Annotated in this window: 19 protein-coding genes; 7 read left to right on the top strand and 12 right to left on the bottom strand. The window is 64.6% G+C overall.

The annotated features are described in order from the left end of the window. Window positions 1–7 precede the first annotated feature (7 nt). On the top strand, window positions 8–346 hold the full coding sequence (locus tag AC15MQ_RS13455; RefSeq protein WP_483080375.1) for a tetratricopeptide repeat protein: 339 nt from the start codon (window positions 8–10) through the stop codon (window positions 344–346). 5 nt (window positions 347–351) lie between these two features. On the opposite strand, the gene AC15MQ_RS13450 is transcribed toward AC15MQ_RS13455, so the two are convergent. The 11 genes from AC15MQ_RS13450 to AC15MQ_RS13400 form a co-directional block, all read right to left on the bottom strand. Then, window positions 352–1,059 carry an SPOR domain-containing protein gene (locus AC15MQ_RS13450; protein WP_483080374.1) on the bottom strand — a complete coding sequence of 236 codons (708 nt, stop codon included), beginning with the start codon at window positions 1,057–1,059 and terminating at the stop codon, window positions 352–354. 145 nt (window positions 1,060–1,204) lie between these two features. Beyond that, window positions 1,205–1,429, bottom strand: a complete 225-nt coding sequence (locus tag AC15MQ_RS13445) for a DUF2802 domain-containing protein (protein WP_483080373.1) — start codon at window positions 1,427–1,429, stop codon at window positions 1,205–1,207. Between the two features lie 27 nt (window positions 1,430–1,456). Then, window positions 1,457–1,795, bottom strand: a complete 339-nt coding sequence (locus AC15MQ_RS13440) for a hypothetical protein (RefSeq protein WP_483080372.1) — start codon at window positions 1,793–1,795, stop codon at window positions 1,457–1,459. A gap of 191 nt (window positions 1,796–1,986) precedes the next feature. Beyond that, window positions 1,987–3,189 (bottom strand): acetyl-CoA C-acyltransferase, encoded by a 1,203-nt coding sequence (locus tag AC15MQ_RS13435; protein ID WP_483080371.1) that lies wholly within the window; start codon window positions 3,187–3,189, stop codon window positions 1,987–1,989. A 20-nt stretch (window positions 3,190–3,209) separates the two neighbouring features. Further along, window positions 3,210–5,597: a 3-hydroxyacyl-CoA dehydrogenase/enoyl-CoA hydratase family protein gene (locus AC15MQ_RS13430; RefSeq protein ID WP_483080370.1), complete on the bottom strand. Its 2,388-nt coding sequence runs from the start codon at window positions 5,595–5,597 to the stop codon at window positions 3,210–3,212. Between the two features lie 221 nt (window positions 5,598–5,818). Continuing rightward, window positions 5,819–7,132 (bottom strand): OmpP1/FadL family transporter, encoded by a 1,314-nt coding sequence (locus AC15MQ_RS13425; RefSeq protein WP_483080369.1) that lies wholly within the window; start codon window positions 7,130–7,132, stop codon window positions 5,819–5,821. Window positions 7,133–7,234: 102 nt separating this feature from the next. Beyond that, window positions 7,235–7,633, bottom strand: coding sequence for an acyl-CoA thioesterase (locus AC15MQ_RS13420; RefSeq protein WP_483080368.1), 399 nt, complete (start codon window positions 7,631–7,633; stop codon window positions 7,235–7,237). Further along, window positions 7,626–9,569: a 3-hydroxyacyl-CoA dehydrogenase NAD-binding domain-containing protein gene (locus tag AC15MQ_RS13415; RefSeq protein ID WP_483080367.1), complete on the bottom strand. Its 1,944-nt coding sequence runs from the start codon at window positions 9,567–9,569 to the stop codon at window positions 7,626–7,628. The genes AC15MQ_RS13420 and AC15MQ_RS13415 overlap by 8 nt, the downstream gene beginning before the upstream one ends. Before the next feature lie 26 nt (window positions 9,570–9,595). Then, complete coding sequence (locus AC15MQ_RS13410; protein WP_483080366.1) at window positions 9,596–10,885, bottom strand: acetyl-CoA C-acetyltransferase; 1,290 nt, start codon at window positions 10,883–10,885, stop codon at window positions 9,596–9,598. A 99-nt stretch (window positions 10,886–10,984) separates the two neighbouring features. Beyond that, a complete protein-coding gene (locus AC15MQ_RS13405; protein ID WP_287652014.1) occupies window positions 10,985–13,336 on the bottom strand; it encodes an acyl-CoA dehydrogenase in 2,352 nt (783 codons plus the stop codon). Window positions 13,337–13,379: 43 nt separating this feature from the next. Beyond that, window positions 13,380–14,138: a TetR/AcrR family transcriptional regulator gene (locus AC15MQ_RS13400; RefSeq protein ID WP_287670138.1), complete on the bottom strand. Its 759-nt coding sequence runs from the start codon at window positions 14,136–14,138 to the stop codon at window positions 13,380–13,382. A 197-nt stretch (window positions 14,139–14,335) separates the two neighbouring features. Here AC15MQ_RS13400 and AC15MQ_RS13395 point away from each other — a divergent pair, with 197 nt between their 5' ends. Beyond that, window positions 14,336–16,171, top strand: a complete 1,836-nt coding sequence (locus tag AC15MQ_RS13395; RefSeq protein ID WP_483080365.1) for an ABCB family ABC transporter ATP-binding protein/permease — start codon at window positions 14,336–14,338, stop codon at window positions 16,169–16,171. Between the two features lie 28 nt (window positions 16,172–16,199). Here the strand turns inward: AC15MQ_RS13395 and AC15MQ_RS13390 are convergent, their stop codons facing one another. Then, the gene (locus tag AC15MQ_RS13390; protein ID WP_483080364.1) at window positions 16,200–16,859 is read right to left on the bottom strand and encodes an NUDIX hydrolase; all 660 of its coding nucleotides are present in this window, start codon (window positions 16,857–16,859) and stop codon (window positions 16,200–16,202) included. Window positions 16,860–17,106: 247 nt separating this feature from the next. Here AC15MQ_RS13390 and AC15MQ_RS13385 point away from each other — a divergent pair, with 247 nt between their 5' ends. The 5 genes from AC15MQ_RS13385 (at window position 17,107) to pncB (ending at window position 22,713) form a co-directional block, all read left to right on the top strand. Then, complete coding sequence (locus tag AC15MQ_RS13385; protein WP_483080363.1) at window positions 17,107–17,976, top strand: cysteine hydrolase family protein; 870 nt, start codon at window positions 17,107–17,109, stop codon at window positions 17,974–17,976. A gap of 54 nt (window positions 17,977–18,030) precedes the next feature. Next, window positions 18,031–18,756 (top strand): vWA domain-containing protein, encoded by a 726-nt coding sequence (locus AC15MQ_RS13380; RefSeq protein ID WP_332336761.1) that lies wholly within the window; start codon window positions 18,031–18,033, stop codon window positions 18,754–18,756. Window positions 18,757–18,822: 66 nt separating this feature from the next. Continuing rightward, the gene (locus AC15MQ_RS13375) at window positions 18,823–19,671 is read left to right on the top strand and encodes a protein phosphatase 2C domain-containing protein (RefSeq protein WP_483080362.1); all 849 of its coding nucleotides are present in this window, start codon (window positions 18,823–18,825) and stop codon (window positions 19,669–19,671) included. A 1-nt stretch (window position 19,672) separates the two neighbouring features. Next, complete coding sequence (locus tag AC15MQ_RS13370) at window positions 19,673–21,466, top strand: hypothetical protein (protein WP_483080361.1); 1,794 nt, start codon at window positions 19,673–19,675, stop codon at window positions 21,464–21,466. Between the two features lie 38 nt (window positions 21,467–21,504). Continuing rightward, the gene (pncB, locus tag AC15MQ_RS13365) at window positions 21,505–22,713 is read left to right on the top strand and encodes a nicotinate phosphoribosyltransferase (RefSeq protein WP_483080649.1); all 1,209 of its coding nucleotides are present in this window, start codon (window positions 21,505–21,507) and stop codon (window positions 22,711–22,713) included. Window positions 22,714–22,719 lie beyond the last annotated feature (6 nt).

The following is a 22,719-nucleotide window of genomic DNA, read 5'->3' as shown; positions in this document are numbered from 1 at the left end:
ATGTCGAATGACCGGCACACTGATTACAAATCTTGAAAAACTGCTCGGTGGTCCGCGTGACGGCGCCCTGCTGCGCTATTCACTCGGCAGCGAGTATCTCAAGGCCGGCAACTTCGAGCAAGCGGCAGTCCGCCTGCGCGAAGCGCTCGACCGCGACGCCCGCTATTCAGCCGCCTGGAAGCTGCTCGGCAAGGCACTCAGCGAAGGCGGGCAAGCTGCCGAAGCTTTGGCCGCCTATGAACAGGGGATCAGCGTCGCCGAAGCCAGGGGAGACCTGCAGGCGGCCAGGGAAATGGGCGTTTTCGCCCGACGTCTGCGCCGGCAACTGTTGCCGACCAGGCGTTGAGCGACTTACGGCTTGCCACCCTTGCGCATCACCAACAGGGTGTCGATCCCGAGGGCCAGCATCTTTCGGCGTGCCGCGTCGGCCTCGGCGCGCGTCTTGAATGGGCCCAGTTGCAGACGTGTTTCGATACTTGCGGGAATCCCGTCCTGCGCAAGTTTCGCCTGCAGTTCCTCGGCTCGACGCGCATCCGGCAGGACTCCGGACAACAAGGCGGGCCCCGACAGCAGACGCGGCGGTGATGCCACCGGCGGCCCGACGATGGCATCACCGCCGGCCGTGCTCGCGGTCGAGTCGGCGGCGGCTGTCGCGGCCGCTGCGCCATCCCCTTCCACCGCCGTCGACGGCGTGGCCAGGCGAAGCAGCCTTTCGATCGCTTCGCCGCTGGCCTGCGGCCCGGCCGCCACCTGCGGCAACGGCAGGGGTTGGGAAGGCGACTCCGCCACGACCAATGACGGCGGCAAAGGCCGTTTTCTGACCGGCACGGGTTCGGTGAACAGCGCCCCATTCGCCGTCTGTTCGTCGGACGCACTCCATTGGTCGAACAACAGCAACCCGGCAAGAAGCGCCACGACCAGCAGCCCGGCAATGCCCATCCGCGACAGCAACTGCCGCTTGAGCGTGGCGTGCCCGCCGTCGGCGTGCCCCAGGAGCAGCGCCTGCGCTGCGCGCACCGGGCGTCCTGCCGCGCCGCCACCTTCCTGACGACTGCCCATCGCCGGCCTCAAATCACAAGCCGCGCGCGCGCCGCGGGAAGCCATTCCGGTACCCGTGCGCAAGGTTCATGCTCGCCCCCGCGGCAAACGGCAATGACTTCATGATCAACGCTGGCCGACACAGGCATGCGCCATGGCTCCGCTTCTACAGCCCTTCGTGGCGGTTGCGCGCCAGTGCGACGACCAGGTCCGCCTCGGCACGCGCAATGCCACAGTGATGAGCGATGGTGGTCGCATCGTGCCCCTGGATCGCCAGTTGCATGGCATCGTTGTACAACGGCGAGGCACCCTGCGCAGGACCTGCCGATTGCGCATACTGGCGCCGAAAGTCCTCACGGGTGGCCAGCAATTCGGCACGCAACTCGTCCACTTCGCAGCGCAGTTGATAAAACTCCCGCTACAAGGCATCGATCAGCGCCTGACCAGGAATTTCCGGCGGCGGCTCGTTCCAGGCGAATTCGGGTTTGCCGGCATCGACCCGTACCGACGCCTCCACGTTGGCGGCGCTCGCGTCGTTTCCGGCCGGCGGCGCGACCGCCGCGGCGACCGGCGGCGGTTCCTGGATGGCGCTGTAGGCCGCCACCGCCGACTGCGCCGCCAGCGGCGGTACGGCGGCCATGCTGCGCTGCAGGCGCCGCATTCGGAAAAAGAGGACGATGATGTACACCACCAGCAAGGCGATGATCGCCATCAGTCCTTCGCGCCATCCGAGACTGCCCAGTAGCTCCAGATCCATTGTGCGCCTTCGTGCCCGTGTCCGGCGAACATTATGCCAGACACCTGCCTGCGCTCAAGCGGGAACTTGCTTTCCTGCCCACTCCCCGGCCAGCCGTCAGGAGGGATGCGCAACAGCCAACCCGGAACCCTGAAAAAGGTGGGCCCCGCCCGGAAACCCGGGCGGGGCCCATGCAGGACACCCGCAGCGATTTACTGCAGCGACTCGAACAACCCCGCCGCCCCCATGCCGGTACCGATGCACATGCTGACCATGCCGTAGCGCTGGCGAGTCCGTTGCAGGCCGTGCACCAGGGTCGCGGTGCGAATCGTGCCGGTCGCGCCGAGGGGATGACCGAGGGCGATGGCACCGCCGAGCGGATTCACCTTGGCCGGATCGAGTTCCAGCGTGCGTATCACCGCCAGCGCCTGCGCGGCAAAAGCTTCATTGAGCTCGAACCAGTCCACTTCGTCCTGCCGGATTCCAGCCCGTTTGAGGACGCGTGGAATCGCCTCGACCGGACCGATCCCCATAATTTCCGGTGCCACGCCGGCCACGGAGAAGCCGGCAAAACGCGCCAGCGGCCGAAGATCGAACTGCTTGAGGATTTTTTCCGACACGACCAGTACCGCCGCCGCACCATCGGACATCTGTGAACTGTTGCCCGCCGTGACCGAGCCACGCGCCGCAAACACCGGTCGCAGTCTGGCCAGGCCGGCAAGGCTGCTGTCCGAACGCGGTCCCTCGTCGTTCTCGGCAAGATACTCCTTGACGGTCACTTCTCCAGTCTGCAGATTCGGCACGCGAGCCTTGACGGCGTACGGCGAAATCTCGGCCTTGAAATGGCCGGCGGCGATCGCCGCGCAAGCCTTCTGGTTCGAGGCGACGGCAAACGCATCCTGGTCCTCGCGCGAGATTTTCCACTGCGCGGCAACCTTCTCGGCGGTGATGCCCATGCCGAAACCGATCGCGTAGTTCTCTGCCTTCTCGAAGATGGCCGGATTGAGGGCAATCTTGTTGCCCATCATCTGGTTCATCAGCGACATCGTTTCGGTACCGGCAGCGATCATCACCTCGGCTTCGCCGAGGCGAATGCGATCGGCGGCCATCGCCACGGTCTGCAAACCGGAGGCGCAGAAGCGGTTGACGGTCACCCCGGGGACGCTGTTCGGCAGGCCTGCCAGCAGCAGGCCGATGCGCGCGACATTCATGCCCTGCTCGGCTTCCGGCATGGCGCAGCCGACGATCACGTCCTCGACCATTGCCGGGTCAAGGCCCGGCACCTGTGCCATCACCGACCTGATGGCGTGCGCCAGCATGTCGTCCGGACGAACGTGGCCCAACATGCCCTTGCGACGGCCAACCGGCAGACGCGTGGCGGCGACGATATACGCGTCCTGAATCTGTTTGCTCATGATCTGTTCTCCTTGCTCGCTCAGTTACGCAGCGGCTTGCCGGTTTCCAGCATGTGCTGGATACGCTGCTGGGTTTTCGGGTTCTTCAGCAGCTCGACGAAGAGCTTGCGCTCGACGCTCAGCAACCACGGCTCGTCGACCAACGATCCGGTCTCGATGTCTCCACCACACAGGGCCGTCGCGGCAGCCTTGGCCACCACATAGTCGTGCGCCGAAATCATGCCGCCTTCCTTCATGTTGGCCAGCATCATTTCGCAGTTGGCGATGCCGGTGCGGCCGGCGACCTTGATCGCGCGCGGCGACAGGCGTGGGGCATAGCCCGCCTCGGCAAGACCGCGTGCCTCACGCAGCGCCACATAGAGCAGTTCGTTGGCATTGAACACGATCTTGTCGGATTCGACAGCAAAACCCAGTTCCTTCGCCTGCGCGCCGCTCTTCGATACCGTGGCCATGGCGATGGTCATGAACACCGGCTGAATGAACTCGAACGGATCGTTGCCGCCGGTCTTCGCGGCGTGTTGCGCGGCGCGGATGGCAAACTCCTTGCAACCGCCACCGGCCGGAATCAGACCGACGCCGGCTTCGACCAGGCCGATGTAGCTCTCCAGCGCAATCACCCGCTTGGCGGCGTGCATCAGAAACTCGCAGCCGCCGCCCAGGGCCATGCCCTGTACCGCCGCGACCACCGGCACCTGGGCATACTTCAGGCACATCGAAGCGTTCTGGAACTCCGCGACATATTTTTCCAGCAGCTCGAATTCGCCGCCGGCGATCGCTTCGGCCACCTCCTTGAGATTGGCGCCAAAAGCGAACGGCGCCTCGTGCCACAGCACCAGGCCCGCGAACTCCGCCTCGGCGCGGGCGACGGCTGCCTGCACCCCGACAATCACGTCGCGTCCCAGGGTGTGGTTCCGCGACTTGACGCTGACGATGGCGATCCCGGCGTCGACCTGCGGCAGCGTCCACAGCCGTACCCCCTCGTTCTCCCAGATGGTTTGACCGCTGGCCGCTTTCTCGCCGAGGACACGCTCGGGAAAAATCTGCCGCTGATAGACCGGCAATGCGGAACGCGGCTGGTAGGCATCGGAACTCGCCGAATACGAACCTTGCGGGCCATGCACGCCGGCGTCGGCAACGCGGCCAAAGACCCAGGACGGCAGCGGTGCCGGGCTCATCGCTCGGTCCGCGTCGATGTCGGCCTTGACGGCTTCGGCAATCTCCCGCCAACCGGCGGCCTGCCAGCTTTCGAATGGCCCTTGCGACCAGCCGAAACCCCAGCGCATCGCGAAATCGAGGTCGCGGGTATTATCGGCAATGTCGGCAAGATGGAAGGCGGCGTAGTGGAAGATATCGCGGAAGATCGCCCACAGGAACTGCGCCTGCGGGTGCTCGCTGGCGCGCAATTGCGCAAATTTTTCGGCAGGATTGCGATTCTTGAGGATCGCCAACACCGTCGGATCAATGTCGCCGGCACTCTCGCGATAGTCCTGGCTGGCCAGGTCGAGCACCTTGATCGCCCGCCCGTCCTTTCTGAAGATCCCGCAGCGCGTCTTCTGGCCGAGCGCGCCCTTGCCGATCAACGCGGCCAGCCAGTCGGGCACGCTGTAATAGGCATGCCAGGGATCTTCGGGCAGGGTGTCCTGCATGGTCTTGACGACATGCGCCAGGGTATCCAGACCGACCACGTCCGCGGTACGATAGGTGGCGCTCTTCGGGCGACCGATGATCGGTCCGGTCAAGGCATCGACGACGTCGAAACCCAGCCCGAACCGCTGGGTATGGTGCATCACCGCCAGCATCGAGAACACGCCAACGCGATTGGCAACGAAATTCGGTGTATCGAGGGCGCGGACGATGCCCTTGCCGAGGCGCGAGACCAGCCAGGACTCGAGGTTGTCGAGCAACGCCGGATCGGTGCTCCTGGTGGCGATCAGTTCGACGAGGTGCATGTAGCGCGGCGGATTGAAGAAGTGGATGCCGCAGAATCGCGAGCGCAGCGTTGCCGGCAGCGCCTCCGCGAGGCGGTTGATCGACAGGCCCGAGGTGTTCGAAGCAATGATCGCGTGCGGCGCGACAAAGGGGAAAATCTGGCGATAGAGATCGTCCTTCCACGCCATTTTTTCGGCAATCGCTTCGATGATCAGGTCGCAATCCTTGAGTTGATCGAGGTGTTGCGAATAGTTGGCGGCGTCGATGTAGCTGACGCGATCCCTGGTGGCCAGTGGCGACGGCTCAAGCTTCCTGAGGGCGTCGATGGCTTTGTTGACGATCCCGTTGGGATCACCCTCCCTGGCCGGCAGGTCGAAAAGCACCACCGGCACTTCGGCATTCGCGAGGTGCGCGGCGATCTGCGCGCCCATCACACCCGCTCCGAGTACGGCGGCCTTGCGTACGATGAAGTTGCTCAAGCTGTCCTCCTTGTCTGAGTCGTCTACGTTCGTCGGGAACACCCCGTAGCGACTCTGCACAAAGCCGCTAAAACGAACGTTTGAATTATACGCATTCTTCCCATGACGTCAACTGCAACAACACTGCAACAGCATGGTCAAGACAGGGAGACTTCGCCAGTACTGTCCAAAAAAAAAGCCCCTGCATCCGGGGCTTTATATTTGCAAACTGCTCGGTGCGTCTAGAAGGCCAGCGAGTATTGGGCACCGAAAATCCAGACGCTCGAGTTGTAGTCGCCAATGACGGTGCCACGATTCGTGAGCGGATTCGTGCTGGTCTCGTCCTGGTTGATCTTGGTCTTGGGGATGTACAGGTAAGCGGCACCGAGTTCGAGGGTTTGTTCCCTGGCCGGCTTCCATTGCGCACCGAGGGTAAACCAGGTCCGATCGTTATCCGGCAAGGAAGTCAGACGGGTAGACGCCTTCTTGACCGGGGTCTGATCGTAGGCCAGGCCGAACATGAACTTGAGGGCATCCGAATAGGCATAGTTGGCGCCCAAGGCGACGCGGTAGGTATCCTTGAAATCGGCCTCCAGGACCTGCGCGGTCTGCCCGACCAACAGTCCGTCGGTACGAATGATGTCAACGTTCTTGATCGAACTCCAGCCCGTCCATGAAACGTCTCCCAGCATCTCCCAGCGATCGCTGAGTTTCTGCGTCACGCTGACGATGAAGGTATCCGGCACCTTGAGATCGGCCTTCACGTCGCTCTGGCCACCGGCATTGCCCAGGTTGTTGGCGGTTACATCGCCCGCCGGGGTTCCATCACCACTCAGCTTGACCTTGCCGTCAGTGTGATACTGGATGGCCGAGCGATAGGATACGCCCACCTTGGTCGTCGGCGAGAGCGTGAACAGCGCACCGAGGTTCCAGCCCCAGGCGTCGTCACTGATGCTCATGTGCGACTCCACGCGCGGCAGATTACCCAATATTCCCACTTGTCGATAATAGTCAGCCTCGATCTTCTGCCAACTCACGCCCGCGCCTAGCGAGACCATCTCATTCACCCGAAAGGCAATCGAGGGGTTGATGTTGATCGTCTTGATGTCGAACTCGTCGGACTGCGCACTGCCGATCCACGGCTTGTGGTACTTGGTTGCGTTGCCGAAAGGTCCACCAATTCCCAGACCAACGTAGAAATCCTTGTTGAGCGCCCAGGAGACATAGCCATTCGGAATGTATGCCCAGCCTCCCGCATCATTGCCATCATTCGCGCGCCCGAAGGTCGGTCCAACCTGCGAACCGTTGTCGTCGAACTTGAAGCTGGGGCGCACGGCGGTCAGACCGCCGGAGACTTCACGCGCCTGCAATTGGGTCATCCCCGCCGGGTTCCAGAAAATCGTACTGGCATCGCTGGCCTTGGCGGCCGAACCGGCATAGGCATTGCCCAGACCGCTGCCCTGCTCCAGCAACTGAAAACCCGAAGCCGCCGCCGTCCCCGACAACGCCGCCAGCAGCACGGCCGGAATAATCTTCATCGAAATTTGTGTTGGCATGTTCAACTCCCCCATGGATGTGATCTCGTCGTAGCTTTTTCGCCACGTGTCAAATGCGTTTCGCCGGACCATCCTACGACCACTGTCCATAAAAATCTTCAGTTATTGGTCGTTTTGCAGCTCTCGTTTTGCTCCATGTTGGTTAATTGCAACATAAGTCAGTACGGCTTCGGTGACCTTCACGATGATCGGCTGGGCCGGGTGGCGTTCGGCGTAGACCTCGACTCTGACCTTGATCGACGTCCGCCCGGTATCGACAACCTCGGCAAAGAAACTCACGACGTCGCCGACCGACACCGGCTGCTTGAAGAGGAAGGAATTCACCGCCACCGTGGTCACGCGACCACGCGCACGCTGCATCGCCGGAATCGCGCCGGCCACGTCGACCTGGGCCATGATCCATCCCCCGAAGACGTCGCCCTGCGGATTGACGTCGGCGGGCATCGGCATCACGCGCAGGATCGGTTGTCTGTCCGGCAAGCGGGTGATGCTGTCAGGCATGCCGGCTCCTCAGATAGTTCAGCGGTCCGCCGGTGAACGGCGCAAAACCGGTGCCGAAGATCACCCCGGCATCGGCCAGATCGGCGTCGGCCACCACCCCCTCGTTCACCAGTTGCCGGCTACGCTCGAGCAGCGGCCTGACGAGACGCTCGGCGAGACCGGCGGGAACCGTCCCGACCGGGCCTTTGACCGGCCGGCCGGCACGATACTCATAGAAACCCCGGCCCGACTTCTTGCCAAGGTAGCCGGCGTTGAAGTGCTCAAGCAGGCAGCGCGGCGGCTCCGCACCGGCACCGGCACCGGCCAGGCTCTTGCCGGCGGCCACCGCCACATCCAGGCCGACCATGTCGATCAGTTCGATGGGCCCCATCGGCATGCCGAAAGCGAGCATCGCTTCGTCCACTGTCGCCGGCGTCAGCCCTTCATCGACGGCACGCATCGCTTCGAGCATATACGGGCCGAGAACGGCGTTCACCAGAAAGCCGGGGGCACTCCTGACCGGCAGCGGCAGGCGATCGATCTGCCTGACAAAGGCGATCCCGCGTTGCACGACTTCGGGGTCGCTGCCCTCGGCGGCAACCACTTCGACCAGTGGCATCCGCGCCACCGGGTTGAAGAAGTGAATCCCGATCAGGCGCTCCGGACGGGCGAGCGGGCTGCGCAGATCTTCGATCCGCAGGCTGGAGGTGTTGGTGGCCAGCACGGCATCGCTCCTGATCTTCGCCTCCAGGTCCTGGAGGAGCGCGTGCTTGGCTTCAAGGTTCTCGAAGATCGCCTCGATCACCACGTCGGCTTGCCGGGCGCCATGGCCGTCGGGATCCGGAATCAGCCGGTCCATGACGTTGCGCAACTCACGCGCGTCCCGGATGCGCTTGCCCCAGGCCGCATAGGCGCGTTGCAGCGCCGGCGCGATGCGCTCCATCCCCTGGTCCTGCAAGGTGACGGTCAGCCCACGCTGGGCGCACCAGGCGGCGATATCGCCGCCCATCACTCCGGCGCCGACGACGTGCACCCGTTTCGCCTGGAACGTGCCTCCCTTGCCGAGGCTCTTCAGGCGCTCCTGCATGAAGAACACGCGCACGAGGTTGCGTGCCGTTGGCGAGCGCACGATGCTGTCGATCAGTTGCGGCGCCGCCAGCGCATTGCCGTGGTGGCGCGCCCAGATGTCGATGATCGCGTACGGCGCCGGATAATGCTCGGCGCGTGCGCGCCTGGCCACCTGCTTTCTCGCCGTACGCGCCACCAGGGCCTTGAACGGGCCGTTGAGCAGCCGCTGCAGCAGCGGTGGCCGGCGGCGCGGCTGATTGGAGAGCACCAGCATGGCTGCCGCCTGGTCCATGACGCGCGGCGGCACGCACTCGTCGGCGAGGCCGAGGCGCCGAGCCTTCCTGGCATCGACCGTCTTGCCGGTCAGCATCATGTCCAGTGCCGCCTGCGGGCCGATCCGCTCAGGCAGCCGCAGCATGCCGCCCCAGCCGGGAACGATGCCCAGCATGACCTCGGGCAAACCCATCCGCGTCGCCGGCTCATCGACCGCCAGCAGATAACGACAGGCCAATGCCAGTTCGAGTCCGCCGCCAAGGCAATGGCCGCGCACCAGCGCCAGCGTCGGATACGGGACACTGGCCAGACGCGCGAAAAGCTGCCAGCCGCGCGTCACCAGCTCGATGCCTTTCGCGGGCGTGTCGAGCTGGGTGAACTCCTGGATGTCTGCGCCGGCAATGAAACCAGCGGCCTTCCCGGAGCGAAAAATCACGCCTTGCGGCGGGTGGCGGTCGAAGCCGTCGAGCAGCACTGCGAGTTCGTCCATCACCGCGCTGGAAAGCGAATTGGTCGATTCATTGCGTTTGTCCAGCGTCACCCACGTCAACCCTTCGGCATCGACGTCGAGCCGCCAGTGCTGGCATGTTGTATACGCATTGCCCTTGCTATCCATCCTTTGTCCTCCGTGTGGCCACTGCGTCAGGCGATCGTTTCCACGAGCATGGCGCCACCCTGACCACCGCCGATGCAGATCGCCGCGATGCCCCGCCTGGCCCTGGCCGCGCGCAAGGCATGCAGCAGATGCAGGACAATGCGCGCGCCCGAAGCCCCGACCGGGTGCCCGAGGGCAATCGCGCCACCGTCCACGTTGAGCCGATCCGGCGCGAGCGAGCCGAGTGCGCCTGGCAAGCCGAGGGCGTCGCGGCAGTAGGCGTCGGATTCCCAGGCCGCAACGCAGGCCAGAACCTGCGCGGCGAAAGCTTCGTTGATTTCCCACAGATCGATGTCATTGAGCGCGAACTGCTGACGCTGCAGGATCGGCGTCGCCGCATGCACCGGGCCGAGGCCCATCGCCGCCGGATCGAGGCCGGCCCACTGGCTGTCGGTGATCCTGCCGAGCGGCTGCAAATGCCATTTTTCGACCGCCGCCTCGGAGGCCAGCAGCAGCCACGCCGCGCCGTCGGTGATCTGTGAACTGTTGCCCGGGGTCACGCGACCATACTTGCGGTCGAAGAAGGGCTTCAGCCGGGCCAGGCCGTCCATGCCCGAATCGCTGCGCACGCCGTCGTCGCGGTCATGGACCTGGCCGGTGCCATCGACCAGCGGCACGATCTCGTCGAGGTGCCCGGCAGCGCGCGCCGCGACGGCGCGCTGGTGGCTGCGCACGCTGTATTGATCCATCTGCTGCCGCGAGATGCCGAAGCGCCAGGCGAGGTTTTCCGCGGTCTGCCCCATCAGCAGACCAATCACCGGATCGGTCAGCCCCTTGAGCAGGCCGATCACCGGCGACAGCAGTGGCGATGGACGCAGCCTGGCGAAAGTGGCAATCTTCTGGCCGATGGTTTTCGCCTGCATCATCCGGGCAAACCAGCGCACCATCACCTCGGAATAGAGCAGCGGCGCATGTGACAGGGCATCGACGCCGCCCGCCAGGACCAGTTGCGCACGCCCGTTGTGGATGTTGGCCATCGCCGAGTCGATGGCCTGCATGCCGCTGGCGCAGTTGCGCATCACCGTCCAGGCGGGCACCTGGTGGCCGCAACCCAGGCGCAAGGCCACCACCCGCCCGATATTGATCTCGTCGGGAGAGGGACTGGCACAACCGAGAATGACCTCATCGAGGTCGCTCGCGGCAAACGGCTGGCGAATCAACAGGGCGCGTCCGGCCTGTACCGCCAGATCACTCGCTGCGAAAGGCCCTGGCGCATTGCGCCCCTTGAGGAACGGCGTTCTCGCGCCGTCCACGACGTATACGGGCTGGAATCCCACTTGCTCTCCTTCGTGTTAGGGTCGCGCCGGCGACGCCTGCTCGCCGACACGCCGGAGGCACGGCGTGACAAGCTGCCGTGCCTCCCGCCGGGCGAGGCCCTAGGCTGCGGCCTTGTGCACCAGCGGTTGCTGCTGGTTGCGCCCCAGATCATGCGGAAAATCGTCGACGTGAATGACCTTGTCGCGCAGCTCATTGCGCCGTTTGAGCACGGTGTACTCGGCCGGGGTGACGATGCCAGCGGCAAACGCCGCATGCGCCAGGTCGCGGACGTTGGCCTCGGGATTGTCGGCCAGCACGCCGCTCTTTTCCGCGGCACGAATCTTGGCCTCGATCGGCTCTGCCGCGATGGTCGCCGCCAGCGCCAGTTCGAGTGCGCCGACCGCTTCGCTCTCGACCTTCGGCACGTAGGCTTCTGCGGTCAGCCGATCGCGCGAAGCTGACGGTTCGATCAGCAGCTTGGCGACCTGATGGCCGATCCGGTCCGAGGGCACGTCGTAAGGGTGGCCGAGCGGAAAAACGAGACGGTAAAGCATGCGCCCGATCCAGCGCACCGGGAAGTTGGCAATCACCCCGTCGAAAGCCATTTGCGCCTTGTACATGGCATCCCAGATCGCCCAGTGCAGCAACGGCGCATCGGCCTGCTGACGCCCCTCCGACTCGTAGCGCTTGAGCGTGGCCGAGCACAGGTAGAGCATCGACAGGATGTCGCCGAGGCGCGCCGAGAGCTTCTCGCGACGCTTCAGCTCACCGCCCAGAACGAGCATCGAGATGTCGGAGAGAAAGGCGAAGGCCGACGCGAAGCGCGTCAGTTGCTGGTAGTAGCGCCGCGTTTCCGGGGCCACGTTGGCCGGCACGTTCACGAAATGCGAGCCGGTCAGGCCTTTCCCCAGGGCGCCGAAGGCATGTCGGATGGTGAACAACAGGTGGCCGAACAAGGCCATGTCGAAATCCTGCAACCCCTGCCGAGGATCCGGGTTGAAGGCCGCTTTCATCTCCTTCAGCACATACGGATGGCAACGGATGGCGCCCTGACCAAACAGGATCATGCTGCGCGTGAGGATGTTCGCGCCTTCGACGGTGATCCCGATCGGCAACTGCTGATAGGCCCGGCCAATGAAGTTGGAGGGGCCGAGGCAGATGCCCTTGCCACCGACGATATCCATGCCGTCATTGACCACCTGACGGGCGCGCTCGGTGACATGGTACTTGGCTATCGCCGAAACCACCGACGGCTTCTCGCCGAGGTCGATGGCGCCGGCGGTCATCTTGCGCACGGCGTCCATCATGTAGGTGTAGGCTCCAATACGGGTCAGCGGCTCTTCAACGCCTTCGAAGCGTCCGATCGCCATCTTGAACTGGCTACGGACGCGTGCGTAGGCGCCGACAGTGCGCGCGGTCAGTTGGGCCATGCCGGTATTCGACGACGGCAGCGAGATCGAGCGGCCAGCCGCCAGACACTCCATCAACATCCGCCAACCCTGGCCGACCATCGCCGGCCCACCGATCACGTAATCGAGGGGCATGAACACGTCCTTGCCGCGCGTCGGGCCATTCATGAACATCGCGTTGAGCGGGAAGTGCCGACGGCCGATTTCCGCACCGGGGGTGTCGCGCGGCACCAGCGCGCAGGTGATCCCGACGTGCTTCCTGCCACCGAGCAGCCCATCCGGGTCATACAAATGGAAAGCCAGACCGAGGATGGTGCACACCGGGCCCAGCGTGATGTAACGCTTGTCCCAGGTCACACGCATGCCCAGCACTTCCTTGCCCTGCCACATGCCCTTGCAGACGATGCCTACGTCGGGAATCGAACCGGCGTCGGAACCAGCCCACGGACTGGTCAGCGCAAACGCCGGAATCTCGATACCCTTCGCCAGACGCGGCAGGTAGTGGTTCTTCTGCGCGTCAGTACCATAGTGCAACAGCAGTTCGGCCGGACCCAGCGAATTGGGCACCATCACCGACACCGACAACGCCGAGCAACGCGTAGACAACTTGGTGACGATCTGCGAGTGCGCGTAGGCCGAGAACTCGAGACCGCCGTATTTCTTCGGGATGATCATTCCCAGGAAGCCGTGCTCCTTGATGTACTGCCAGGCCTGCGGCGACAGATCGTGCAACTCGGTGGTCACCTGCCAGTCATCGACCAGCGCACAGGCCTGCTCGACCTCGTTGTCCATGAAGGACTGTTCCTCGGCGGTCAGCTTCGGCACCGGATAGGCGAGCAGCTTGCTCCAGTCGGGGTTGCCGCGGAACAGTTCGCCGTCCCACCACACCGTGCCGGCCTCGAGGGCCACCCGCTCGGTTTCCGACATCTGCGGCAGGATCCGCTTGTAGGTACGAAAAATCGGCCGGCTGACCAGCGCCCGTCGCAAGGGACGAACGCCGAACAGCACGGCCAGGCTCAACAGCGTGATGCCGATGAGTGTCGAGATGATCGTTGTGATCATTGCTGCTTCTCCTATCATGGTTCTTCGGTTTCAGGGCTCAGTTCTAAGGTCTGAGGCCGTCTTGGGGAACGGCTCTTGCTCTTGTGTCGGTTGTGGTTACAGGCAATTCATGGAACTGCGGCAACGGCGCCCGCAAGCCGCCGAGCAGGAAAGGCATCAGCCGCTGCGCGAGGCGTCGGGCCAGCAGCGTGTCGCTGGGATCGGCGTCCGCCCCTTCGCCGGCCAGATCGCCGACTTCACAGCCGGTGACCACCTGCAGCACATCGGTGCCGGCAATCGCGTAGGACATGGCGCCGAGCATGAAATGCAGGCGCCAGACGATCTCCGCTTTCGGAACATCCGGCAAGGCCCGGAACAGCGCGAGCTTGTAGCGATCGATGACTTGCGCATACTCACCGGCGAAGAACGTGCGGATGAACTCGGCCGGCTCGGTCAGGGTGCGGCCGAGCAGGCGCAGGAAGGTCATGCCGCCCAGCGCCGGGTCTTCGCCCATGCGCAACAGGGTTCCAAAAAAGGCTTCGAGAATCTGCGACGGCTTCAGCGGCGCGCCGGCGGCGTGTTCCTCGAGTCGGTCGAGGGCCTCCAGGCGCTGGTGATTGAGCCAGGCCAGGCGCCGCCGGAACACCTCGCGCAGCAACGCTTCCTTCGACCCGAAATGGTAATTGACCGCCGCCAGGTTGACTTCCGCGGCGCCGGTGATCACCCGCATCGAAGTCCCCTCGTAACCGTTTTCCATGAACAGGCGTTCGGCGACGTCGAGAATGCGTTCGCGGGTATCGAGAGTGGTTTTCTGATCGGTCATGAGATCACGGGCCCAGGGAAAGCCGCGGCGTACGGCAACAGATCGCCTCCGCGGTTCGTTCAAACGTTCGTTTTAATGGTACGGCCAGAACCCCTGTAATGCAAGGCTTTTTTGCGTCTTTCGGCATCGCTATTGAGCCTCGACTCGCCAACAAGGCATACTCCGGGGCTCAGCAACTCCATCGACAAGCCAGCCCCATGCGTCGCGCCACCTCCCCTTCCCCTGCCGCCGATCGACCGACGACGGCCGACAGCCCTCTCTGGCCTACCCTGCACAAACTGCTGCCGTACCTGTGGCAATACAAGTGGCGAGTATTCCTGGCCCTGAGCTGTCTGTTCAGCGCCAAACTGGCCAACGTGGCCGTGCCGCTGGTGTTCAAGGAAATGATCGACGGCCTGAGCGGCACGCCGCAGACGCTCGCCCTGCCCGCCTTGCTGCTTTTGCTCTACGGGGCGCTGCGCTTTTCGACGGCCTTGTTTACCGAACTGCGCGAAATCCTCTTCGCCCGCGTCACCCAGCGCGCGGTACGGCGCATTGCGCTCGAGGTATTTCGCCACCTGCACGCGCTCTCGCTCCGCTTTCACCTGCAACGCCAGACCGGCGGCGTCTCTCGCGACATCGAACGCGGCAGCCGCTCGATCTCAAGCCTGATCAGCTACACCCTGTATTCGATCCTGCCGACCCTGGTCGAGATCAGCCTGGTGCTGGGCATCCTCTTTGCCCGCTACGATAGTTCCTTCGTGCTCATCACCCTGGCGTCGCTGAGTGCTTATGTGGTGTTTACGATCAAGGTCAGCAACTGGCGAATCGCCATCCGGCGCAAGGTCAATGACACCGATTCCGCCGCCAATACCCGCGCCATCGACAGCCTGCTGAACTACGAAACAGTCAAGTATTTCAACAACGAGGAATTCGAAGCCAGGCGCTACGACCAGCAGATGCAGCACTGGGAGGACGCGGCCACCCGCAGCCAGGTCTCGCTCTCGTGGCTCAATCTCGGCCAGCAGATCATCATTGCGCTGGGCGTCACGGTGATGATGTGGCGAGCCGCGGATGGCGTCGTCGCTGGCACCATGACCATCGGCGATCTGGTACTGGTCAATGCCTTCCTGATTCAGTTGTACATGCCGCTCAACTTCCTCGGCGTCGTCTATCGCGAGATTCGCCAGTCCCTGGCGGATATCGAACGCATGTTCGACCTGCTGGCGGTCAATCGGGAAATCGCCGACGCGGTGGACGCCGCGCCGCTGGCGCCTGGCGCGGTGCACATCCGCTTTGCCGCCGTGGACTTCAGCTATGAGCCGAACCGGCAGATCCTGCACGGCGTCGATTTCGAACTTCCCACCGGGCGTACGCTCGCCGTCGTCGGCGAGTCGGGATCGGGAAAATCGACCCTGGCGCGCCTGCTCTATCGCTTCTACGACATCAATCGGGGGCAGATCCTGATCAACGGCAAGGATCTGCGCCAACTGACGCAAAGCAGCCTGCGCGCGGCGATCGGCATCGTTCCCCAGGATACGGTGCTGTTCAATGACACGATCTACTACAACATCCTCTACGGCCAGCCGGAGGCCAGCAGCGAGCAGGTGCTCGCCGCCGCCGAAAGTGCGCAACTGGCCGGATTCATCGAGCGGCTTCCCGACGGCTACGAAACCCGCGTCGGCGAACGCGGCCTCAAGCTCTCGGGGGGCGAGAAACAACGCGTCGCTATCGCCCGCGCCCTGCTGAAGAACCCGCCATTCCTGATCTTTGACGAAGCGACCTCGGCTCTCGATTCAAAGACCGAAAAGGCCATCCAGGCCAGCCTCGACAGCGCGGCACGCGGCCGCACAACGCTGATCATCGCGCACCGTCTGTCAACGATCATGAATGCCGACGAGATTCTGGTCATGAACGCCGGCCGCATCATCGAGCGCGGCTCCCACCCGCAGCTACTCGATGCCGGCGGCAGCTACGCGCAAATGTGGGCGCTGCAGCAACTGGAAGACTCCGGCAATGCCCTGGCCGACGAACAGGCCGGCGCCATTCAATAGCTCCTGCTGGGAGGGTTGCGCTGGAAACCTAGATCGTCCGGTCGAAGAGCATCAGGTTCTTCTCTTCGCGAATTCGGTAGAGCTGGGCCGGACGGTGGCTGCCGGTACGCTGCGCGTCCTTGACCACTTCGAGAAAATCGAAGTCGGCGAGCTTGCGGCGGAAAGCACTTTTGTCGAGCTTTTGCCCCAACACGTGTTCGTAGGTTTGCTGCAACTCGGTCAGGGTGAACGCGGATGGCAACAGATAACACGGCAGCGATGAGTAGGCCGACTTGCTGCGCAGGCGTTCGAGCGCGCAGTCGACGATACGTGCGTGGTCGAAACACAGCCGCGGCAGATCGTCGACCGGCCACAGCTCGAACGGCGCCGGACTAGCCGGTCGAAGCGTGTCCGCGCTGACCAGGGCGTAGTAGGCGATGCTCGCCGACCAGCCGCGCGGGTCTCGGGTGGCACCCGAGAAGGTATACAACTGCTCGAGGTACGGCGAGGTCAGGCTGGCCTTTTCCCGAAGGACCCGGCGAGCCGCAGCCAGGCTGTCGGCATCCTCGACGGCGTGCACATAGCCGCCGGGCAAGGCCCACTGTTCGGCAAAGGGCTCGCGCTCCCGCCGTGACAGCAACACTTCCAGGCGCTCGCCGACAAGCGTCAACAGCACGACGTCGACGGTGACGATGATTTTCTGATCCATGCCCCACTCCACGCAAAGCCTCTTGGTGTCACCTTACCTCTAAGTCCGGGTTTCCTCAAGGGACGCCGGCGCGGGTGTGTCTCGCTGCCCGGGTTCCCCGTACCTCAAGGGGATCCCGGAGCGCGTTCCCGAATCGCAAAACATATAGTTGCAAATTGCCACGTACTAACTTATAGTTATTTCGTCACTAAGTCAGGTGGCACCCGAACGGGGCAGGCGGCCCCGGTTGTCCGAGGAGGAAATCACCATGCGCAACACGCAAAGAATTCACTTGCTGGCCATCGATCCGCAGAACGACTTCTGCGACATACCGGAGGCGGAATTGCCCGTCGACCCGCAGTCTGCGAACCAGGCAAACGCGCGGCCGCTGGTCCGGCCAGCGCTGCCGGTTACCAGCGCCGACGCCGACATGAAGCGTCTGGCTGCGTTCATCGACCGGGTCGGCCGCAAGCTCTACGACATCCACGTCACGCTCGACTCGCACAACCCGGTCGATATCGCGCACCCGACCTGGTGGAGCGACGAACAGGGCAATGCCCCGGCAGCGTTCACCGTCATCAGTGCCAGCGACGTTCGGGGCGGGGTCTGGCGCGCCCGCAACCCGCTGGCACAGGCGCACAGCCTGCGCTACGTCGAGGCGCTGGAAGACAGCGGCCGCTATCTGCTGGTCGTCTGGCCCGAACACTGCCTGATCGGCTCCTGGGGCCACAACGTCCATGCGGCGGTGAAGGCCGCCCTCGACCGCTGGGCAAGAGCCAGGCTCGACCTGGTGGACTTCGTGACCAAGGGTTCGAATCCGATGACCGAGCACTATTCCGCGGTCCAGGCCGAAGTTCCCGACGCCAGCGATCCATCGACGATGCTCAACGGTCGTCTGATCGAAACGCTGCGCGAGGCCGACCTGATCGTCATCGCCGGCGAAGCCCTTTCGCACTGCGTAGCCAACACGGTGCGCGACATCGCCGACAACTTTGGCGAGGACAACGTGCGCAAGCTGCTGCTGCTGACCGATTGCTCCAGCCCGGTGCCCGGCTTCGAAACACTCGGCAACGACTTCGTCGCCGACATGCGCACACGCGGCATGCAAACGGCCACCTCCCTCGATTTCCTCGCCTGAGCGGCGGCGCCAGTCTCGCACACCCCCATCCCTTCATCCCACCAGGAGAACGCCATGAAACTGTTCACCAGCCAGATGCAGACCGCACAAGTCGCCAACTTCACCTTTTCCGGGATGCGCCCGGAAAAGCTCGGCGCCACCGAGTACACGCTGGTCACGCTGGTCGTCGACAAGACCGGCAGCGTCACCGGCAGCGAGGCAGAACTGCTCGCCGTCAAGCGCGCGGTCGTCGCGGCCTGCCGCAAGAGCCCGCGCGCCAACTATCTGATGCTGCGCAGCGTCGAGTTCAACGAGCGCATCGACGAGGTGCACGGCTTCGTCGAACTCAACACCGTCGATCCAGCCGGTTACACCGCGCCACGTTGCAGCGGCACGACCGCCCTGTACGACGCCACCTTCGCCGCCGTCGCGGCCACCAATGCGTACGCGCACACCCTGGCCGACAACGACTTTGCGGCCAACGGTCTGGTCGTCGTCGTCACCGACGGCGAGGACAACGCTTCGGCGCAAACCCCGGCGACGGTAGCCCGCGAGATCGGCCGCGGCGTCGGCAACGAATGGCTCGAATCCCTGAACGTCATTCTGGTCGGCGTCAATGCCCGAAGTTGCCGACGGGCGCTGGACCGCTTTCGCCAGGCTGCCGGCCTCGCGCAGTACGTCGATGTCGCCGATGCCACAGCGCAGAACCTTGCCCGTCTGGCCGACTTCGTCGCGCGCAGCATCGCCTCGCAATCGCAGAGCCTGGGCAGCGGCGGACCCAGCCAGGCGCTCACCTTCTGAGTGGGCTGTGTCACGTTCATCGACCGGGCGGCGGGGAATCAGCCGCCGCCCCAGCAGGAGAAGCACATGGTCGTCGATCACTTTTTTGCCATCGGCACGCCGCACGCCAACAGCGGCGGCGCTTGCCAAGATTACGCGCGCTCCGGTCTGGTGACGGCTGACCTGGCCGTCGGCGCGGTCGCCGATGGTTGCTCGGGCGCCTCGGCGAACACCGAAGTCGGCGCCCAGGCCGCTGTCTTCGCCTTCGAGCGGGCGCTGCTGCCGTATCGGCACCGGCCAGGCGGATGGTTCGACGCGCCCTTTGCCGAGGACTTTCTGGCGGCCTTCGGCGCGTCTCGCGTCTCGCCCAGGGAGGACGATTACCTGGCCTCACTGGTCGGCTTTGCCGCCACTTCACGGGAAGCGGCCATCTATCTGTTTGGCGACGGTGCCATCGCCTTGCGCTACACCGATGGCCGGCACCTGCTGATCGAAATCGAATGGCCCGGCAATGCGCCGTATTACCCCGGCTACAGCAGCCGCCCCGAGGTCCGGGAGCGCTTCCTTGCGCAGTTGTCCGATCCGTACGCGGCAGTGGTCCAGCGGCGGACCGAATTCGTCGCCGGCGACGGCGGCGTCACCACCCTCGCGAGCAGCAGCGAAACACGCTCTTTCGAGGCCCTGGAGAGGGGTGCGGTGATTCGCTTCCAGCCGGCGGATGAACAGATCGAGGCGATGGCGGTGATCACCGACGGGCTGGCGCGGATCGGCTGCCTGTCGGCCGCCGAAGCGGCCGCCGAACTGCTGGCGTACAAGAACCATCGCGGCCACTTCGTCAAACGCCGCTGCCTGCGCGCGCTGGCCGCACTCCGGCGCGGCGGTCATCTGTTGGGAGACGACCTGGCGATCGCCGGCGTCTGGTTCGGGAGCAAATGAAATGGACATCGGCAAAGGCATCCGGGTGGTCATGCCCGGCAAAGGTGAAGTGATGCTGCGTGCCCAGGATCACCTGGCGACGGGCGGCGAAGGCGCGGTCTTTCAGCGCGCGGGGATGGTTTATAAGCTCTACCTCGATCCCGTGGCAGCACGAGTGCGCGGCATGGAAGAAAAGATCGGCCTGCTGGCGCAACTGCGCCACCCCAGCATCGTCGCGCCGATCGACGTTCTGCGCGATCAGCAGCAGGCGCTGGTCGGCCACTACATGCCGGCGGCGCCGGGTGTGCCGCTGATCGAGCTGTGCACCAACGCCTGGCGCAACGCCAACGGCTTCGGCGACGATCAGGCCGCCCAACTCGTCGAGAACATGCGTGCGGCGGTAACCGCGGCGCACGCCCTGCCGGCGCTGATGGTCGACGGCAACGAGACCAACTGGCTGGCCAATGGCGTCGAGCCGCGGGTGATCGACGTTGATAGCTGGCAGATCGGGCGCTTTCCGGCCACGGCGATGATGGCCACGATCCGCGACTACCACGGCGCGCAACCCTCACCCGCCGCCGACTGGTTCGCCTGGGGAATCGTCACCTTCCAGGTGTTTATGGGGATTCACCCCTACAAGGGCAGCCACCCCGACTTCCGGCGCGGCGATCTGGAGGCCCGGATGCGCGCCAACGTTTCGGTCTTCGACCCCCGCACCCGCCTCAATGCCGCGGTACGCCACTTTGCCGCCATTCCCGCGGCCCTGCGCGACTGGTACGCGGACACCTTCCAGCGCGGTCTGCGCGGCTCGCCGCCGAGCGCCCTGCAGCCGCGCATCGCCGCTTCGGCGCCCCGAAAATACCGGGCAACGCTCGGCGCGATGGGCCGGCTGCAGCACGAGCACGTACTCACCCTGCCGGGCACGGTGCGCTGGATCGACGCCGACGGCCTGGCGGTCATCGAGTCGGAGGGGCGTCTGCAGGCTTACGACCTGCGGCATCGACATGCGCTCGACGGTCTCGCGCCCGCCACCCTGCAGGGCATCATCGGCGGGCGTTGCTGCCTGCTCGCTCACCAGCGCGGGTCGATTCTGCTCGAGATCGCCGCCGGCACGATCAGCGCACAGTTCATCCCCGGCCCGGGCGACCGACCGCCGGCAAGACCGCAGATCGCCGCGCTGCCGTTGCGCGCCGACCGGCTGCTGCGCCTCGGCCGGCGCGTCTTCGCCGTCAGCGACGCCGGCGCCAGCGGTCTGGCCGAAATCCGGATCGAGCACCTTGGCGAGCGCCTGCTGTTGGCCATCGGCCAGTCCTGGCCGGTGCACGCACGGGCGACCCGCTTTTTCGACGGTCTCGCCGTTTGGGATTGCCTCGGGACGCCGTTCATCCTGCTTCCCGAAGGCCCGTCGGCGCTGCTCATCGATCGCGCCGAGGTGTTGCGCGACTACCGCCTGATCAATGCTTACGCGCGCGATCGCCACGCCGTCGTGATGCACGGCCTGCGTCGCGACGATGGCCTGCTGTATCGTCTGCGCCTGCGTCTCGGCAAGGCCGGCTACGAGCTCATCGATGCGACGGTGGTCTACGAAAGCGAACTGAACGTCGCGGTCACCGCGCGCGGCGTCGCCGTCGCCTTGTTCGACGATGGCGAAGTGACCGTCTGGAACACCGCCGGCGACAGCGAGCAGCGCATTGCCGACCGCGCGGCCACGCGCGACCTGCGGCTGTTCGCGCTGGCCGATGGCGTCTACTACCTCGCCGACCGTGAAGTCTTCCGTTTGCGCCTCGGTGTGGCGTTCCGTTCATCGACCCACTAACCTTGGATGCTCATCCTCTTCAGGAGAACCTCATGCCTCTGCCGCCGATCATCACCAGTCTGCTCGACACCGACCTCTACAAGTTCACCATGCTGCAGGTCTTCCTGCATCGCTTTCCGGGGGCCACCGGCGAGTACCACTTCAAGTGCCGCAACCGCGGCCAGCAGGCGCTGTCCGCGCTGCAGAGCGAGATCGAGGCGCAGATCGCGCATCTGTGCACGCTGCGTTTTCTTCCCGAGGAACTCGCCTACCTGCGTACCCTGCGCTTCATCAAGGGGGATTTCGTCGACTACCTCGAACTTTTCCAGTTCCGCCCGCGCTTCATCCGCGTCGCGCCATCGCCGGACGCCGCCGGGGAACTGGTGATCGTCGCCCGCGGCCCCCTGGTGCACGTCATGCTGTTCGAGATCTTCGTGCTCGCCATCGTCTCGGAAGTCAATTTCTCGCGCCACGACCGCGAACGCTGTCTTGGCGAAGGGCGCCGTCGTCTGCGCGACAAGATCACGCAGCTCAAGGACTTCGGCAAGGAGCCGGCGCTGAGCCACCCCTACGTGTTCTTCGATTTCGGTACGCGCCGGCGGGCGAGTCGGGAATGGCACGAGGAAGTGGTGAGCACGCTCGCCGAAGCGGTGCCCGAGTTTTTCAAGGGGACGAGCAACGTCGATATGGCGCGGCGGCACGCGCTGGTCCCGATCGGCACGATGGCGCACGAATACCTGCAGGCCCATCAGGCCTTCGGTTGCCGCTTGCGCGACTTCCAGCGCCTGGCCCTGGAAAACTGGGTGATGGAATACCGCGGCGACCTCGGCATCGCGCTCACCGACGTAGTGAACATGGATGCCTTTCTGGCCGACTTCGACCTGTACTTCGCCAAGCTCTTCGACGGCCTGCGCCACGACTCCGGCGACCCCATTGTGTGGGGCGAGAAAGCGTTGGCGCATTACGAGTCGCTGCGCATCGATCCGCGGACCAGGATGCTGACCTTCTCGGACGCGCTCGACTTTCCCCGCAGTTTCGCGCTCTACCGCCGGTTTGCCGGGCGCACGCGCACCGGCTTCGGGATCGGCACGCACCTGACCAACGACCTCGGCGTCGAGGCCCTGAACATCGTCATGAAGCTCGTGATCTGCAACGGCAACCCGGTGGCCAAGATCTCGGACGCACCGGGCAAGACGCTTTGCGACGACGCGACGTTTCTCGCGTACCTGCGGCAGGTCTTCGGCTTGCCGTCCGCACCGCAAGCCTGAAGGAGA

It is taken from the genome of Candidatus Accumulibacter propinquus, assembly GCF_056856495.1.
This window is presented reverse-complemented; position numbering and strand designations above follow the sequence as displayed.